The following is a 17,798-nucleotide window of genomic DNA, read 5'->3' as shown; positions in this document are numbered from 1 at the left end:
GCGCCCTAATCATCGGCGCGCTGGCGTTGCGCCAGCACGCTGATCAGCGCCAGCAGCCCCGAGCCGACCATCAGGAAGAACGACACCGCGTTCAGCACCGGGGTCGAGCCGACCTTGACCATGCGGTCATACATGGTGATCGTCAGCGGCGCGTCGGATCCCACCAGCATCAGCGTGGTGTTGAAGTTCTCGAACGAGATCAGGAAGCCGACGATAAAGGCCGAAAACAGCGCCGGGGCAAGATAGGGCAGCGTGATCGTCGCCAGCACCCGTACCCGCGTCGCGCCAAGGTTCAGCGCCGCTTCCTCAAGCGCCACGTCGAACTTGCGCAGCCGCGCCGCGATCACCAGCGAGGTGATGGTGGTCAGAAACGAGAACTGCCCGATGATGACAAGGAACAGCCCGGGGCGCAGGAACCCAAGGTCGATCCCCGTGCCGTTTTCCACGCCATTGGCGACCATGCTGGCGAACACAAGGATCGAGATGCCAAGGATCACGCCGGGGATCACCAGCGGCAGCACCATCAGGATATAGAGCACCGATTTGAAAGGGAATTCCTTGCGTTCAAACAGAAAGGCGTTGCAGGTGCCCACAACGACGGACAGTGCCGCCACGATCACGCCGATATACAGCGAATTGCCCATGCCGCGCAGCAGGCGGCGGTCGTGGAACATGCCGACCTTGGGGTCGGTGGTGCCAAAGAACCAATCCAGCGTGAAGCCCTTCCAAGGCAGCGCCGAAAAGGTGGAATCGTTGAAGGCAAAGACCCCGGCTGCCACCAGCGGCGCGGCAAGGTAGATGAAGAACAGCACCAGATAGCCGGAATAGGTGGCGCGCAGGAACCGGGATTGCGGGGCGGCGACGTTCATGAGCTCACTCCTTCGCCACGGTCGAGGCAAGGTTCTGCCCCGTCAGCCGCAGGCCCAGCCAGACCACGGCAGAGGTGAACAGCAGCAGCAGAACCCCAAAGGTGGACCCGGATTCCCAGTTATAGCGGGTGATGAACTGGGTATAGATCTGTTCCGTGAACCACATGCTGTTCTTGCCGCCCAGCAGGATCGGCGTCAGGTAGCTGCCCGCCGTCAGCATGAACACGATGATGCAGCCCGCGACGATGCCGGGCATCGCATAGGGCACCACGATCATGCGGAAGACGGTGAATCGCGTGCCGCCAAGGTTGTACCCCGCTTCCAGCAGGGAATTATCCATGCCCTCCAACGTGGACACCAGCGGCACGATCATGAACAGCACAACCGTATAGACCAGCCCGATCACCACCGTGATGTCGTTGTACAGCAGTTCGACCGGCCCGCCGATCAGCCCGACGGATTGCAGCGCGCCGGAAATCACGCCGGTTTCGCGCAGCAGCACGATCCAGCCGAAGGCGCGCACAAGGTCCGACACCCACAGCGGGATCAAACACAGCAGGAACAGCGCCGCGCGCGAGCGTTTGCGCGCGATCTTGGCGATGTAATAGGCCACCGGAAAGCCGATCATCAGCGCCAGGATGGTGACCAAAATCGACATCCACGCCGTACGCAGCAGCGTGTTCCAATAGATCGGTTCGCTTAGAAACTCGACGTAGTTGCCAACGCCAAAGACATATTGCCGGGGGCCGACCTTTTCCTGAAACGACAGGTAGCCGATGCCGATTTGCGGCAGGATGATCAGTAGCACGATCCACATCAGGAACGGCGTCATCAACAGGATGAGCGAGAGCTTGCCCGCGTCCGAGCGCGCCATCACGCGCCACCTTCGGCGGCAAAGCACAGCCCGTCGGCCACCGCCCATGTCAGCGTCACCCGGTCACCGGGGGCGAACCGCGCGCCAGCGCCAGCGCCAGTGGTGTGGCTGGATTCGATCTGGGTACCATCGTCCAGCTTGACCAGCAGGCGGCTGTTGGCGCCGTTGAACAACAGGCTGTCAACCGTCCCCTCAACCGCCACCATATCCGCCGCCGCCGCGCCGCGCGTGGCATGGGCCGAAATCGCCTCGGGGCGGACGAACACCGATACCGCCGCGCCGTCAGACAGCCCCTCTTGCCCCAGCCGGGCGACCATCTCGCCACCGGCGTCCAGCGTCACGCGGGCCTCATCGCCGGCGCGGGCGGACAGCCGCCCCTCAAACCGGTTGCTGTCGCCCACGAAGCCCGCGACAAAGGCGGTTTGCGGCGCGTGGTAGAGTTGTTCCGGCGGGCCTATCTGTTCGAACCGGCCGGATTTCATCACGGCCACGTTGTCGGACATCACCAGCGCCTCGGACTGGTCGTGGGTGATGTAAAGGAATGTCGTGTCGAACTGGTGCTGCAACTGCTTCAGCTCGATCTTCATGTGCTCGCGCAGCTTCAGGTCAAGCGCGCCCAGCGGTTCGTCCAGCAGCAGAACGTCGGGCTCCAGCACCATGCAGCGCGCAATCGCGATCCGCTGTTTCTGCCCGCCCGACAGCTGCGACACCTGCTTTTCCTCGACGCCCGGCAAGCCGATGCGGTCAAGCACCTCGCCCACCTTGCGGCGGATATCGACCTTGTTCTCGCCCCGGCATTTCAGCCCATAGGCGATGTTCTCGCCGATGTTCATCATGGGAAACAGCGCCAGATGCTGGAACACCATCTTGACGTTGCGCTTGTTTGGCGGCGTTCCAACCACCGAAGTGCCCTTGATCCGGATATCGCCCGAGGTCGGCTCCTCGAACCCCGCGATCATCCGCATCAGCGTGGTCTTGCCACAGCCCGACGGCCCGAGGATCGAAAAAAACGACCCGCTTGGCACCTCGAAGGAAACATCGCGCACGGCCGTGAAGGACCCGAAACGTTTTGTCAGGCTGTCGCCCTGCAAATCGAACATTGAACTGTCGCCTGTCGGTAGTTTGTTGGGCCCACGCGGGGGCCAAAGCGGCAAGAGAGGCGCGTGCCCCTCTTGCCCGTGTCATGTCGGCCGACGTTATTCCGACGCGGCCTTGATCCGGTCCAGCGCCTTGCCTTCGATTTCCTCGATCCCGGCGGGGATGTTGGCAAAGAACTTCAGGTTGTTCAGATCGTCCTCGTCAAAGGCGGCCTGCACGGCGGCTTTCTTGTCCTCGGGCAGCAGGTCGATCGCCCCCTTGACCGAAGCGATGGCGCCGGTCGAGGCCGACATCATCGTGACGATTTCCGGCTGAAGCACGAAGTTGATCCACTTGTAGGCGGCATCGTCCGCTTCGCCCTTGGCGGGGATCGCAAAGGTGTCGATCCAGGCCAGCGCGCCGGTTTCCGGCGGGATGAACACGATGTTCGGGTTCTCGGCGTAGAGTTTATATGCGGTCGAATCCCATGTCTCCGAGGCCACCGCCTCGCCCGAGAGCATCAGGTTCGACAGGTCGTCGCCACCGTTCCAGTAGGCCTTGAGGTTGGCTTTGCAGGCGATCAGCGTCTCGGTCACCTCGTCCATCAACTTCTGGTATTCGTCCAGATCGTTGTAGGCGGCAAACGGGTCCTTGCCGGCGGCAAAGGCCATGCCCAGCAGGATCGTGCGACGCAGCCGCATCGAGGTCTGACCGGCATATTGCGGATCGCACAGATCGTCCCAGCTGTTCAGATCGGGCGCCTTGGTGATATCGGCCATCAGACCCGAGGTGCCCCACTGGTGCGGCACGGCGTAAACCTCGCCGTCGATAGTGGTGTTGGCTTTCACGCCCTCCAGCAGGCTTTCCTGCATGCTTGCGGTGTCGATCTTGGAGAGATCGAGCGGCTTGTAGATGCCGTACTCTTCCTGAACCGCGAAAATACGGTCATGGCTGGGCTGGGCCAGATCGAACCCGGCGCCGCGCGTGGCGCGCAGCTTGGCGATCATTTCCTCGTTGTTGGAATAGGTCACCTCGACGTCGATGTCGGGGTATTTCTCTTCGAACAGACGAACAACTTCTTCCGGAGCGTAGCTGCCCCACGTCAGCAGTCGCAGCGTTTCGGCCTGGGCCGCGCCGGCGGCCACCGTCAGAACAGCCGCCGCTGTCGACAACAATCCGAATTTTTTCATTACGTTCTCCTCTGTTATTGGAATCGGGTCCGTTCCCGATCTTATCGTCCGCAATGGTGCGAGCCGGTGCTTATCGCCTGGATGTAACGGATATAAAAAAGATGCACGGTGCCCCGTTGGACAGATCCATTATGGGCAAAGTAAACGACCAATCGCGCCACAACGCAAGACAACTGCGCACAGGCCAACCCTGCGCGCAGGAAGAAACGTCATTGATTGGACACCGGTTTTAGCTGGCTTGATCCAGCATGAAGCCGTCGAAAAAGCCGGCCAGTTCATCATGCGCGTCCAGCGGCAAGACATGGGCGACATATTGATCGGGACGTACGATCACCAGACATCCCTGTTCGGCGTCGATCCCGCGCTGGCTGTAGATATCGGTATCGTCGCAGGCGCAGAACAGCTTTTCGTAATCCGAGATCCCCAGCGCGCCCTTGGTCGGGAACAGCAGCGGCGGCAGGTCCTGCGGCGCATACTCGGGCCGTGGCAGCGGCAGGATTGCACGCAGGTCGAACACCGCATCCGGATCGGCCCCCGCAGGCGTGTAACGCCGTACCGGAGAGGCCGGATTCTCGGCAAGGTAACGGCACAACCCGTCCAGATCGCCCGATTTGCCCGCAAAGGCGAACAGTCGCCAGCGCCCGTCAGCCAGCACGGTCTGACCCAGTTCGACCCGCTTGGCATCCGATACCCGCAGCACCGGGGCCGAATGAAACCGCGCCCCGATCGGAAAGCCCGTCGCGCGGCCCTGCCACGTCCCCGGCCCCGTCAGAATGGACGGCGCATAGGTTACCGACATGCCCGCCGTATAGCGCCCGTGTTCGATGAAATAGCTTTGCATCAAGGGCGCATCGCCGCTGTCGCCCTCGGGACGCTCGCTCATGATACGCGACCATTCGCGGTCAAACCGGATCAGATCGTCGGCCACCGCGTGCCGCTCGGCGGAATAGCTGTGCAGGATCGCGGGCGGGCATTGCCCCCGCAGCACGGCGGCCAGCTTCCAGCCAAGGTTGAAGGCATCGCCCATCGACACGTTCATGCCCTGCCCCGCCTTGGGGCTGTGGGTGTGGCAGGCATCGCCTGCGATGAAGACATGCGGCATCCGCGACTCCTCTGCGCCCTCGGGCACATCGTCGAACCGGTCGGTCAGCCGCTGCCCGATCTCATAGACGGACCACCACGCCACTTGCTTCACGTCAAAGGAATAGGGCTGAAAAATCCGTTTGGCTGCCGCAATCAGGTGCTCTTCGGTCAGGTTGCGCTGGGCCACCCGCTCGCCCGCGTTCAGCTTGTCCAATTCGATGTACAGCCGCACGAGGTAGCCGCCTTCCCGCGGGATGATCAGGATGTTGCCCTCCTCCTCGGACTGCACCAGCGTCTTGCAGCGGATATCGGGGAAATCGGAGACGGCCAGCACATCCATGACACCCCATGCCTTGTTCGCGCTGTCGCCCACCAGCTGCCGCCCGATGGCACGGCGCACGTTGCTGCGCGCCCCGTCGCAGCCCACGACGTAGCGCGCCTGCACCACCTCTGACGTACCGCCATCGACCGGGGTCAGTGTGGCTGTCACCGGGTACTCGGCCTCTGGATCGACCGTCAGTTCAGACAGCTCCAGCCCGTAATCCGGCACCAACCGCGAAGACGATTTCACCATGCGGTCCAGATACATATCATGCACGCGCGCCTGATTGAGGATGATATGGGGCATCTCCGACAGCCCCTCTTCCACGTCGCGCACCCGCCCATTGCGCCGGATCTGGCCCGGCGCCTCCGGGTTCGGCGTCCAGAACGTGGTCTCGTTCACCCAATAGCCCTGTTTCAGCACAGTTTCGGCGAATCCGAATGCGTTGAACATCTCCATCGACCGGCAAGATATCCCGTCGGCCTGCCCTTTCTCCATCGGGCCTGGCTTGCGCTCGACGATGCGGGTGTTGATGTCCGGGAAAGCCGCAAGTTGCGCCGCCAGCGTCAGACCGGCAGGGCCGCAGCCGACGATCAGAACATCAACCCGGTCCTTGCCCTGCCCCACCCGGTCCGCCGCCAGTTGAACCTCGGGATCGCCCGGGCGGAACCCGTCCAGATGGTACTGCATCGCCTGCCCTCCGAAAATGATAAGACAACATATTAAATGCGCGCAGCGAAGCCCAGAGTCAAGAAATAGTATGACGACTTACGAATTATGGTCTACGACGGGATCACCGTCATCAGGAAGAGCCAGCAATGCCCGATCCCATCACGCGACCCGACAGCGCCCTCACGCCGGGCCACCTGATCCGCCGGCTGCACCAGATCTCGACCCGCATCTTCACCGAACGCACCCACGCGGCGGGCTTCGACCTGACCCCGGTCCAGTTCATCGCGCTCGACACGCTGCGCGAGAACGTCGGGATCGATCAGGCCAGCCTTGCAAACGCAATCGCCAAGGACCGCGCCACCTTGGGCGCGGTGGCCGACCGACTGGAGCAAAAGGGGCTTGTCACCCGCGTGGTTAACCCCCGCGACAAACGCGCACGCGAACTGGAGTTGACGCAAAAAGGGCGCGAGGTGGTCGAAGCGATGCAGCCCATCGTCATGTCCCTGCAATCCGACATCCTGCCTGGCCTGACCCCCGACGAATACCAGACCTTCATCCACCTCGCCGCAAAAGCCGCCCAAGCCGCCGATTGACGCCATCCCCTCAAATCGCGCTCCGCGCGATGCCTCCGGCGGGGATATTTAGGGCCCAAAGAAGGAGGGCGTCTTTTGCCTTCTTTGGGCTCAAATATCCCGGGGGAGTCGCCCGAAGGGCGGCGGGGGCAGAGCCCCCTTCAAACGCTCAGGCAGGCGGATCAGCCACGACGCCAAGCGCCTTTGTCATCATGTCGCGCATCACGAACTTCTGCGGCTTCCCGGTGATCGTCGCCGGGAAGGACTCGACCACGCGGATATGTTTCGGCACCTTGAAATACGCCATCTTCGCGCGGCAATGGCCGCGCAGCGCCTCAGGGTCGGGCGCCGGACCGGCAGCGGCCAGAACAAAGGCGCAGACCTCTTCGCCGTATTTTGGATCGGGGATCCCAAAAACCTGCGCATCGCTGACTTGTTGGTGGGCGTTCAATATCTCTTCGATCTCGCGCGGATAGATGTTCTCGCCACCGCGGATGATCATGTCTTTCAGCCGCCCGGTGATGGTGCAGAAGCCGTCTGCATCCAACGTGGCCAGATCGCCCGTGTGCATCCAGCCGTCCCGCACGCTTTCATCCGTCCTGTCGCGATCCTGCCAATAGCCTTTCATCACGGAATAGCCGCGGGTGCAGAGTTCGCCCGCCATCCCGACCGGCACGATCTGGCCCTCGCCATCGACAATCTTCACCTCAAGATGCGGGTGCACGCGCCCCACGGTTTCGCAGCGTTTCTCGAGCGGGTCGTCGGTAAAACTCTGGAAGGACACCGGGCTGGTTTCCGTCATGCCATAGCAGATCGTGACCTCTGTCATATGCATCTGGCGCTGTACGCGACGCATCACCTCGACCGGGCAGAGCGCGCCTGCCATGATGCCGGTGCGCAGGCTGGCCAGATCTCGCGGACGGGCATCGAGCGCGGCGAGCATTGCCACGAACATCGTCGGTACGCCGTAAAGCGCGGTGCAGCGTTCCGCCGCCACGGCATCCAGCACGGCCTCGGCGTCGACCCCCTGCGCCGGAAACACCAGCGCCGCGCCCTTGCTGACCGCGCCCAGCACCCCCATCACCATGCCAAAGCAATGATAGAGCGGCACGGGCACCGCCAGCCGGTCGGCCTCTGTCAGCCCGATCCGGTCGGTGACGAAGCGCGCGTTGTTGGTGATCGAATAATGCGACAGCGTCGCGCCCTTCGGGCTGCCGGTGGTGCCCGAGGTGAACTGGATGTTGATCGCATCGTCTGGCGACAAGGTGGCGTCGATCGTCGGCAGCCGCAATTGCTGAGCCGGGCCGCCCATGGTTTCCAGCGCCGCGAAGGCGATGCATCCGGGCGACGGGGTGTCCTCCATCGACACCACCGCGCGCAGGGCGGGCAGCCGAGCGGCGCGCAGGTGCCCCGGACGTGACGAGGCCAGTTCCGGCACCAGTTCGGCGATCATGCCTAGGTAGTCTGAGGATTTGAACGCCGGCGCCGTCACCAGCACCTTGCACCCCACCACCTTCAGCGCATATTCCAGCTCGTTCACACGGTAGGCCGGGTTTATGTTGACCAGCACGGCCCCGATCCGCGCCGTGGCAAACTGTGTCAGTACCCACTCCAGCCGGTTTGGCGCCCATATGCCGACGCGGTCGCCCTTTTCCACGCCCAGTGCCAGAAAGCCGCCTGCCAGCGCGTCGACCCGCCGATCCAGGTCGTAATATGTCAGCCGTGCCCCGGTTTCGCAGAACACCAGCGCCTCGCGCGGGCCATAGCGCGATACGGTGTCGCGCAGCATCTGCGGCACCGTGGCGTAGACGAGCGGCGGTTCGGTGGCGCCCCGCACATAGCTCTTGCCATCTTCGGGCAGCCCGGCTTCGCCCGTGTCGGCGCGTTTGTCGCGCCCGATCCCGGAAATGCGGCCCGATTGGCTTTCGGTCAGAATCGACATCGGCGGTCCTCCTCCTGCTGTATCTGGGCGCGGGGTGTTACATCGCGCGCCAGTCGCCGCTTTGCTCAAAGGCGTGGGCGGCCTGATATATCTTCAGCTCGCCATAGTTCGGCCCGACCAGCATCATGCCGATGGGCAGCCCCTCGCTCAGCCCGCAGGGCACGCTCATCGCGGGCAGGCCGTTGTTGAAGGGCGCGGTGTTGCCGACCATTTCGAACGCCTTCTGAACATAGACCGAAATCGAACAGTCGGGCGGCGGTATTTCCTGCGCCTTCATCGGCAGGGTCGGCATCAACAGCAGGTCGAACTGCTTCAGCGCCGCGCCATAGCGTTCCTTTACCCGGCGCATGATGTTCTGGCCCTTGCCATAGAACCGCCCGCGATACTGGGTCTGGAAGTATTCGCCGGTGAACATGCAGACCTTCAGCGAATTGCTGAGCTCATCCGCCCGGCCCCGCCATTGCGCCATGTGGTCGGTCATCGAGGGCAGGAACAACCCGCGATAATTGGTGCCGAAATGGTTGCCCCACAGCATCTGGTCCTGCATCCCCTCCATCGTGATCGCAGTCCAGGCGTCGATGGCCGTCAGGTGTTCGGGGATCGAGACCTCTTCGACCCGCGCGCCCAGCTCGCGGAACCGCTCTGCGGCGGCCATCACCTTGGCGTCCACGTCCGGCTCGGATTCGGGGCGGTGGAAGCCCTCTTTCAGGAGTCCGATGCGCAGCCCGTGCGCGCCGCGGCCCAGCGCCTCGGTATAGCGGAACACCTTGGGTTTGTACTGGCGCGGGTCCAGTCCGTCTTCGCCTGCCAGCACTTCCAGCAGCAGCGCGTTGTCACTGACGTTCGAGGTGACGGGGCCGACGTGGTCGATGGTCTGCTCTACCCCCATCACGCCGGTATAGGGCACCAGCCCGTGCGTTGGCTTCATTCCGTAGGTGCCGCAATTGGCAGACGGAATTCGGATCGAGCCGCCCTGATCCCCGGCGATGGCCATGTCGACCTCGCCCGCCGCCACCAGCGCGGCAGAGCCGCTGGACGACCCGCCCGCCATGTAGCCGCGTTTCCACGGGTTGTGCACCGGGCCCTTGGCGTTGGTGTGCGACCCGCCCGAGAGGCAGAAGTTTTCGCAATGCGCCTTGCCCACGATCACCGCGCCGGCGTCGAGCATGCGCGTGACGATGGTGGCGTCGATCTCGGGGGTATAGCCCTCCATCACGGACGATCCGTTCATCATCGGAACCCCGGCCAGGCATACCGTATCCTTCAGCACGATCCGCTTGCCGCGCAGCGGGCCGTCGGGGGCGCCGCGCACTTCGGTTTTCACATACCAGGCGTTCAGCGGGTTTTCGGAATAGTCTGGAAAGCGACCCGGCGCGCGCGGGTATCGCACCTCGGGCAGGTTGTCGGGCATCGCGTCCAGCCTGTCGTAGGATTCCATGTAGGGCTCCATCAGCTGGCGGTATTCCTCCAGTTCGGCGTCACTCAGCGACATGCCGAAACGGGTCGCCATGTCGCGCATCTGCGCAAGCGTCGGGCGTTTGATTGTCATGCTTGTCCCCGCAGGAGTTGGTGTGTTCGGTATCGCACTGACACTAGCGCTGTCAGGCCGCGCCTGCGCCGCGCCGGGCTTGCCCCGGGTCGAGCGTGCGGCGCCAAAACCAAGGAAGGCGTTGACCTTCGCCGTGTCGGACAAGTCGGCGCGGCTGAGTTCGCCGGCGATGGCGCCGCGTTCCAGCACCAGCACCCGGTCGGACAGGTCGGCGATGAAGTCGAGGTTCTGCTCCACCAGCAGGATCGACAGCCCGCGCCGCTTGCGGATGCGCAGCAGCGTGTCGGCCATCTCGTCGATGATCGAGGGCTGGATGCCTTCGGTCGGTTCGTCCAGCAGCAGGAATTCGGGGTCGCCCATCAGACAGCGCGCCAGTGCCAGAAGCTGCTGTTCGCCCCCCGACAGCGCCCCGCCCGCGCGATCTAGCAGCGGCACAAGGCGCGGGAAATCCTGTAGCACCGTGTCCATCACGTCGGCCGCGCTGCCCGCGGCATAGTCCTGCCAGGCAAAGGCCAGGTTGTCGCGCACCGACAGCTGCGGGAAAATCCCGCGCCCCTGGGGCACATAGCCGATGCCGCTCCGAGCGCGGGCATGGGGCGTGGCGGTGGTGATGTCGCTGTCGCGGAACCGCACCGTTCCGGCGGTGGGGGCAAGAAACCCCATCAGCGTCTTCAGCAGCGTCGTCTTGCCCATGCCGTTGTGGCCCAGCACGCCGACGACTTCGTTTTCAGCCACCTGAAAACCCAGCCCGTGCAGGATCGGCACACGCCCATAACCGCCCGAGAGCCCGCGCACCTCCAGCAGCGCCGGGGTATCCCCTGCCCCGCTCATGCCGCTTTCCCCAGGTAGACGTTGCGCACGGTGGCATCAGCCATGACCTTGTCAACCTGGTCTTCCATCAGCACCCGGCCCTGGTGAAACACCGTCACGGTCGAGGCGATGGCGCGGATGAACTGCATGTCATGCTCCACGATCACGATGGCGGTGGTTTGGTTCAGCTCGTGCAGGATTTCGGTCATGCGCTCGACATCCTCGGCGCTCATCCCGGCGGCGGGTTCATCCAGCAGCACCAGCCAAGGATCGGCCACCGCGACCATCCCCAGTTCGACCCGCTGGCGTTCGCCATGCGCCAACTGCCCCAGGTCGCGCCGCGCCAGCGCGCCCAGCCGCAGCCGTTCGATCATGTCGCGGGTGCGCCGGTTCGCCTCTGCCACGGGCATGAAACGGCGCGCGGCCAGCCAGATGTTTTCCTGCACGCTCAGCGCATCCATCACGCTGGGCACCTGCGTCTTGATGCCCACGCCAAGGCTGGCGATCTGGTGCGGCGCCCAGCCGGTCGTGTCCTGCCCGCGCATGTATACCTCGCCCGTGGTGGGGGTGTGCAGCCCCGTCACGCACTTGAAAAAGGTCGATTTTCCCGCGCCATTCGGCCCGATCAGGCAGCGCAATTCGCGCGCGCGCAGGGTGAAATCCACGTTGTCCGAGGCGGTGACTCCGCCGAACCGCTTGGTCAGCCCCCGGGTTTCCAGAACGATCTCAGCCATATGGCACCTCTGCCCTGCGCCGCCGCGCCAGCGAGGCCGCGCGGCGCCCCCGCCCGCGTGTGGCCCGCTGCCACAGCGCCGCGATGGCCGGCACCAACCCGCGCGGCAGGAACAGCACGAAGATCACCAGAACCGCGCCCATGATCAGCGTGTTGTCCAACACGCTTTGCTGACCCAGCAGGAATTTCAGATAGGCCAGCCCCGCCGCGCCCAGCACGGGGCCGAACCGCGTGCCCAGCCCGCCGACGATGCACCAGATGATGATCTCGGCACTTTGGCCCAGCGAGAACAGCGCCGGCGTCACGATTTCCGCCCAGTTGGCAAACAGCGCCCCCGCCAGCCCCGCGATGCCCGCGCCAATGGCAAACAGGACCGTCTTGCGCGCAGCCACGTCATAGCCCATCAGCGAGGCGCGGGTTTCGTTTTCGCGGATGCCCAGCGCGATACGGCCGAAGCTGCTGCGCAACAGCCAGGTCACAAGCAGCGCCACCAGCACCAGCGCCACCGCGCAGACATAGAAATAGGCATCGCCCCAGATATAGGCATCCGGATCGCCCGGCACGTTCAGCGTCTGAAACCCGGGGATGCCGTTGTAGCCACCCAGCCGCGCCGTTCCGATCGTGTACTGCGGCCCGGCGGTCGAGTTGATGAAGCGGAACAGGATCAGCGTCACCACCAGCGTGATGACCCCAAGGTACACGTCCGTCAGCCGCCCGTAGAACATCATCGCGCCCAGCAGCAGCGCGAACCCCGCAGGCACCAGCACGGCCAGGATCATCGGCAACGTGCTTTCGCCGATGTTGATGGCGGCAATGGCATAGGTATAGGCGCCAAGCCCGAAGAACGCCGCCTGCCCGAAGCACAGGATGCCGCCAAAGCCCCAGATCAGGCCAAGGCTCAGCGCCAGCATCCCGTAGATCACCAGCAGCGTCAGCGTGTAGGTGCCGATCACCAGCGGCGCCAGCAGCATCAGCAGCGCCGACACGATCAGGATCGCGGCAATGTCGCGTCCGCTGCCCATTTGCACGCCCCCCATCACAGCCGCCCCTTGAACAGCTTGCCGGTCACGCCCTGCGGCAGCAGGCGCAGCAGGATCACGGCGGCCACCAGCAGCGCGACCTCTCCGATCACGTTGCTGAAGGCAAAGGTGAACACCTGGCTGACCACGCCGAACAGCCCTGCACTGCTCAGCAGCCCGGCAATCAGCGATGGCCCGCCCGCGATCACGGTGATGAAGGCCTTGGCGATATAGGCGCCGCCCGAAGTGGGGGCCAGCCCGACAAGCGGCGCGATCACCGCCCCCGCCAGCCCCGACAACGCCGCACCGCAGAAGAACGTCGCCATATAGACCCGCCCGGGGCTGTAGCCCAGCGCCGAAGCCATGTCGGCGCCCTGCATCGTGCCCCGCGCAATCAGCCCGGCGCGGGTGGTTTTCAGCACCAGATACAGCCCCGCGACCAGCAGGATAGCGACCAGGATGATGAAGAAGTTATAGCCGTTGATCTGGTAGCTTCCGACAGCAAAGCCCTGGATCGGCGTGGAAATCCCGGTTGTCGTATTGCCGAAGATCATCGTGGCCAACCCGATGAACAGCAGCGACAGCCCCCATGTCGCCAGCATCGTGTCGACCAGCCGCCCATAGAGGTGCCGGATCACCAGCCGTTCCACCACCAGCCCGATCAGCCCCACGATCAGCGGTGCGATCACCAGCATGGCGACAAAGACGTTCACCCCAAGGTTCACGGCGGTGATGGTGGCATAGCCCCCCATCATCATGAATTCGCCATGGGCCAGGTTGATCACCTTCATCATGCCGAAGACAACCGCCAGCCCCGCGCTGATCAGGATCAGCGAGGCAACCGCGTAGAGGATTTCAACCAGTATGACGACAGACAGATCCATGGGGGCCTAACAGGTCAGAGGGGCCATGGGGGCGGGCGATGCCGCCCCCGGCGCGCTTACAGCTGGATTTCGTATTGCGTATTGTCGTCGGGGTTTGCCTCCAGATCGCACACCGCCTGCGTGTCGATCGGCTGGCGCTGGGGCAGCGTCTCCAGCACCGTCATCTGCTGGTTCTCGATCCGCATCAGGTGCACGTCCAGCACCGCGTGGTGGGTCTTCGGATCGACGGTCAGCTTGCCCGCCGGGCCTTCGATCGAAATGCCGCTTTCCATCGCTTCGGTCAGGGCGTCACGGTCGACCGATCCGGCCTGACGCACGGCCTCGGCCCATGTCATGATGCCCTGGTAATTGGTCACCGCCGGTTCGTGGATCGCGCTGTCATCGCCATATTCCGCCGCCCAGCGTTTCTTGAAATCGACGTTGGCGGGGGTGTCCAGCTCGCGGCTGTAGGTGAAGGCGATCATGATGCCGTCGCCCTCTTCTGCCGTCAGCACCTTCTGTTCGTTGCCAAGCCCCAGCGTGGTCGAAGCCAGCGGAATCTTGTCCTTCATCCCCGATGCGGCCCATTGGCGGAAGAACGACAGATGCGCGCCGCCCACCAGCGGGGCAAACACCAGATCGGGCGCTTCGGTCTGGATCTTGGCGATGGTTGCGCCGAAATCCGACACATCCAGCGGGAAGAAATCGGTCGCGATCACCTCGCCCCCGTTGTCGGCAACGTATTTCTGGATCCAGCGCGCGGTGATCTGGCCGTAATTGTAATCGGCCGCCAGAATATAGACCTTGGGGCCCGAGTTCTTCATCGCGTGCGGCACCAGCGCCTCGACCTGCTGGGCGGGCGTGACCCCATTGATGAAGATGTTGCGGTCGCAGACCCCGCCCTCGTACAGGACGTTATAGAAATAGGGCGTTTTCGTCTTGCGCATGGTCTGGCGGATCGCCTCGCGGCTGGCCGAGAGGATGCCGCCGTGCACGACATCCACCTTGTCCTGCCGGGTCAGCTGCTGGCCGTATTGCGTGTAAAGCGCCATGTCGGATTGCGTGTCATAGGCGATCAGCTCGACCTCGCGGCCCAACAGGCCCCCGGCGGCGTTGATTTCCTTGACCGCCAGCCGCGCGGCCATGTCCATCGGCTTGCCATAGGCGTCAAAGATGCCCGAGGTATCGAGGATCGAGCCCAGCTTGATCGCATCGCCCGCGGCAAAGGCGGGGCGGACCAGCGCGGTGCCGGTCAGCGCGGCCGTTCCGGCAAGGAAGTGGCGTCGGTTCAGTGTCATGTCGTGTTCCTTCTGTTGGAAAATGGCCCGTCTGGTCGCGCTACTTGTCGTCGCCATCCCTGCGCGGGTCCTTGTTCTTGATCCGGTTGGCATAGTCGGCGGTCCGGCCCGCCAGGTTGGCATCGAAGTCCAGCCCGATCTCTTCGCCCATCTGCTTCATCGCGGGCAGCCGCACGGCCATCCCGAGGATCTGCTCCATCGCCGAGCCAAAGGCGCCATCTGCGCCGCCTTCGCTGCTGGAGCCACCACCGCCCAGACCGCCGATGTGGTTGATGCGGATTGAATCGATCTTTTCGACCGGCTTCATCATCTGTGTCATGATCTCGGGCAGGCGATCCAGTTTGCGCTCCTCCAGCCGCATCCGGATCACCGCCTCGCTCAGCGTATTCTCGGCCCCGTTCAGGGCGGTGCGGCCAGCGGCTTCGGCCTCCATCCGCGCCTTTTCGGCATCGGCGCCGGTTTTCGACGCAGCAGCCTCGGCCCGGGCGCGGGCCAGCAGGGTGTCGACCTCGCTTTTCACCTTGGCGTCTTCCAGCTCGATGTCTTTCAGCTGGCGCAGCTTGGCGGTTTCGCGTTCGCGTTCGGCCACGGCACGATCTTTCTGGGCCTGCACGGATTCGCTGGCCAGCAGCACCTGTGCGCGGGCGGTTTCCTCTTCCGCCTTAGCGGCGGATTCCTCGGCCCGCTTGCGTGATAGCGCGATGTCATTGGCAATCCGCGCCTCTTCCAGCGCAAGGATCGCGGCCATTTCGGCCCGGCGCAGGGTTTCGTCGTTTTCCACCTGCGCGGCCTTGGCGGCGCGCTCGGCCTCGATCCGGCCCACCTCGGACGCCATGCGCGCCTTGGCGGCGGCCTGTTCGGCGCGCGATTTGGCATCGGCCTCGACCCGGTCCAGATGCTCGCGCTGGGCAATCTGCGCCTCGCGCTCTGTCCGCTCGATTTCCAACTGCCGTTGCACCTGTGCCAGGCGGCTTTCGCGGATTGCCAGCTCGGTTCCGGTTTCCACGGCAACACGGGTCTTGCGTTCGTCTGCGACCAGCTCGGCCAGCCGCCGCATCCCCTGCGCGATGAAGGCGTTGTTTTCGTTCATCTGAGAGAAATCGGCCTGATCGACCGAAAGAAGCGAGGCGCTGACCAGTTCCAGCCCCAGCTTGCGCGCCTGCGTGGCGACGCTTTCGCCCACCTCGCGGCTGAATCCGGCGCGATCCAGATGCACATCGGTCAGGCTGCGCGCGGCGGCGGCGGCCTGCATCGCGTCGATCAGCGCGCCGCCGATGGCGTCCTGCACCGCCTCGCCGCCCCGGGCCACACGATAGCCCAGCGATTGCGCGGCGGTGGCGATGCCCTCGGGCGTCGCCTCGACGCGCAGTTCGAATTCCATCTCGACATCGGCGCGCAGCTGGTCGCGCGTCATCAGCGCCTCGCGTCCTTTCCGGGCGATGCCAAAGCGGATCGTACCCATAGACACCTTTTGCACCTGATGCAGGATCGGCAGCGCCAGACAGGCACCATCCATCACGACGCGGCGGCCACCAAAGCCGGTGCGCACCAGCGCTGTGTCCAACGTCGCCTTGGCGTAAAAACGTGACAGGAACCAGATCGCCACAGCCAGAACGATGGCCAGAACGAACAGCGACAAGACCCAGACCATTCGGTTTCTCCCGTTGGAACACGCGCAGCGGGGGCACAGGGCCGCCCGGCACAGGAACCGTGGGAGAATTTAGTTTCCATTTCAAGTAAAATATTTTCTATGGAAACTATTTTACACAAGCCGCTGATTTTAAAAGGTTTCGATCACCTCGAACTGCAGTCCATCCGCACGGGACAAGTAGACCGGCGCGTGACCCAGACCCGTTTCGCGCCGCACCGAACGCCGCCGCATCCGGCGGGCCGAGTCGAAGCTGCCCATGCGCCAGTCCGGCGCGCCGCGCTGCATCAGCCCGGCCAGGAAATGCACGCCTTCATAGGTCGACTGTCCCAGCGTGTTCAGCACCGGCGCGCTGTCGCCGTGCAGCGTGTGGTAGCTTTCGCGGAAGGCGGCATTCGCTTCGGTGGGGATATTCCCGAAATAGGACGAGGCCGAGAACATGCGCTGGTTGTTCCGCGCCCCGCAGGCCAGCAGAGCGTTTTCCTCACACGCGCAGGACAGGCGGATCATCTGATCTTGCAGCCCTGCGCGCCCGAAGGCCCGGTTGAAATTCACCGCGTCCTGCCCGATGAGCGAGACCAGCACCCCCTCGGCCCCAGAGGCGGCGACCCGTTCGACTGCCTGGTCGATGCCGGAGGTGCCGAAGCCGTGGTATTCCTCGTGCAGGACAGGCACCGACATCTCGCGCAGGCGGGTCTTGGCGAAGGCGTTGAAGGTGCGCGGCCAGACGTAATCGTTGCCGATCAGCGCCCAGCCCCGGGGGCGGTACATGCGCTGCAACGCCGCCAGCGCGGGGCCAAGATGGCGGTCGGGCGTGTCGCCGATGGCATAGATGCCGGGCGTGGTTTCGCCGCCTTCGTAAAGCGGCGTATAGACGTAAGGAATCCGCTGGCGAATGATCTTGCTAAGGCGTTGCCGCGTGGCCGACAGGTGCATCCCCACGATGGCGTCGATGGCGCCGGTGTCGATCAGATCGTTGATCACCGCCTCGACCGGCTGGGCGGTTTCCTCGGCCGCGTCGATCAGGATCAGCCGCACGGGCCGCCCCGCGATCCCGTCACCCCGGTTCAATTCGCGTAGCGCGACCTGTGCGCAAGAAATGCAACTGGGCGCCCATAGCCCCGCCGCGCCGCACATCGGCAACAGCAGGCCAATGCGAAACTCGGCGCGCGCGCCGCCCTGCCGGTCGGCGATATCGTCAAGTTCCGTCAGATACAGCGTGTCCGTGCGATCCCACGTGTCGCCCCCCACGATCCGGCTCCCTGAATTTTTCCAAG

General features: G+C 64.2%; 14 protein-coding genes. 1 reads left to right on the top strand and 13 read right to left on the bottom strand.

Going from position 1 to position 17,798, the window contains the following annotated elements:
* Positions 1-5 precede the first annotated feature (5 nt).
* The 5 genes from FGK64_RS07785 to FGK64_RS07765 form a co-directional block, all read right to left on the bottom strand.
* The gene (locus tag FGK64_RS07785; RefSeq protein ID WP_138863251.1) at positions 6-869 is read right to left on the bottom strand and encodes an ABC transporter permease; all 864 of its coding nucleotides are present in this window, start codon (positions 867-869) and stop codon (positions 6-8) included.
* A 4-nt stretch (positions 870-873) separates the two neighbouring features.
* A complete protein-coding gene (locus FGK64_RS07780) occupies positions 874-1,743 on the bottom strand; it encodes an ABC transporter permease (RefSeq protein ID WP_138863250.1) in 870 nt (289 codons plus the stop codon).
* The gene (locus FGK64_RS07775) at positions 1,743-2,843 is read right to left on the bottom strand and encodes an ABC transporter ATP-binding protein (RefSeq protein WP_138863249.1); all 1,101 of its coding nucleotides are present in this window, start codon (positions 2,841-2,843) and stop codon (positions 1,743-1,745) included. The genes FGK64_RS07780 and FGK64_RS07775 overlap by 1 nt, the downstream gene beginning before the upstream one ends.
* Positions 2,844-2,939: 96 nt before the next feature.
* Positions 2,940-4,010, bottom strand: a complete 1,071-nt coding sequence (locus FGK64_RS07770) for an extracellular solute-binding protein (protein ID WP_138863248.1) — start codon at positions 4,008-4,010, stop codon at positions 2,940-2,942.
* A gap of 229 nt (positions 4,011-4,239) precedes the next feature.
* Positions 4,240-6,105: an FAD-binding monooxygenase gene (locus FGK64_RS07765; RefSeq protein ID WP_138863247.1), complete on the bottom strand. Its 1,866-nt coding sequence runs from the start codon at positions 6,103-6,105 to the stop codon at positions 4,240-4,242.
* A 128-nt stretch (positions 6,106-6,233) separates the two neighbouring features.
* Here FGK64_RS07765 and FGK64_RS07760 point away from each other — a divergent pair, with 128 nt between their 5' ends.
* Entirely contained in the window at positions 6,234-6,680 is a 447-nt protein-coding gene (locus FGK64_RS07760; RefSeq protein ID WP_138863246.1) for a MarR family winged helix-turn-helix transcriptional regulator, read from the top strand.
* 148 nt (positions 6,681-6,828) lie between these two features.
* Here the strand turns inward: FGK64_RS07760 and FGK64_RS07755 are convergent, their stop codons facing one another.
* The 8 genes from FGK64_RS07755 to FGK64_RS07720 all read right to left on the bottom strand — a co-directional run bounded on the left by FGK64_RS07755 (position 6,829) and on the right by FGK64_RS07720 (position 17,772).
* Complete coding sequence (locus tag FGK64_RS07755) at positions 6,829-8,601, bottom strand: AMP-binding protein (RefSeq protein WP_138863245.1); 1,773 nt, start codon at positions 8,599-8,601, stop codon at positions 6,829-6,831.
* Between the two features lie 37 nt (positions 8,602-8,638).
* On the bottom strand, positions 8,639-10,981 hold the full coding sequence (locus tag FGK64_RS07750; RefSeq protein WP_138863244.1) for an amidase: 2,343 nt from the start codon (positions 10,979-10,981) through the stop codon (positions 8,639-8,641).
* Entirely contained in the window at positions 10,978-11,694 is a 717-nt protein-coding gene (locus FGK64_RS07745; protein WP_138863243.1) for an ATP-binding cassette domain-containing protein, read from the bottom strand. The genes FGK64_RS07750 and FGK64_RS07745 overlap by 4 nt, the downstream gene beginning before the upstream one ends.
* Entirely contained in the window at positions 11,687-12,730 is a 1,044-nt protein-coding gene (locus tag FGK64_RS07740; RefSeq protein WP_246057705.1) for a branched-chain amino acid ABC transporter permease, read from the bottom strand. The genes FGK64_RS07745 and FGK64_RS07740 overlap by 8 nt, the downstream gene beginning before the upstream one ends.
* A complete protein-coding gene (locus FGK64_RS07735) occupies positions 12,730-13,596 on the bottom strand; it encodes an ABC transporter permease subunit (RefSeq protein WP_138863242.1) in 867 nt (288 codons plus the stop codon). The genes FGK64_RS07740 and FGK64_RS07735 overlap by 1 nt, the downstream gene beginning before the upstream one ends.
* 56 nt (positions 13,597-13,652) lie before the next feature.
* The gene (locus FGK64_RS07730) at positions 13,653-14,873 is read right to left on the bottom strand and encodes an urea ABC transporter substrate-binding protein (RefSeq protein WP_138863241.1); all 1,221 of its coding nucleotides are present in this window, start codon (positions 14,871-14,873) and stop codon (positions 13,653-13,655) included.
* 40 nt (positions 14,874-14,913) lie between these two features.
* Positions 14,914-16,524 (bottom strand): flotillin family protein, encoded by a 1,611-nt coding sequence (locus tag FGK64_RS07725; protein ID WP_138863240.1) that lies wholly within the window; start codon positions 16,522-16,524, stop codon positions 14,914-14,916.
* A gap of 129 nt (positions 16,525-16,653) precedes the next feature.
* Complete coding sequence (locus tag FGK64_RS07720) at positions 16,654-17,772, bottom strand: substrate-binding domain-containing protein (RefSeq protein WP_246057704.1); 1,119 nt, start codon at positions 17,770-17,772, stop codon at positions 16,654-16,656.
* Between the last annotated feature and the right edge of the window lie 26 nt (positions 17,773-17,798).

This window comes from Arenibacterium halophilum, assembly GCF_005938225.1.
Taxonomy (GTDB): domain Bacteria; phylum Pseudomonadota; class Alphaproteobacteria; order Rhodobacterales; family Rhodobacteraceae; genus Arenibacterium; species Arenibacterium halophilum.
Note: the sequence above shows the minus strand (reverse complement) of the source record. Positions and strands in the feature narration are given on the sequence as shown.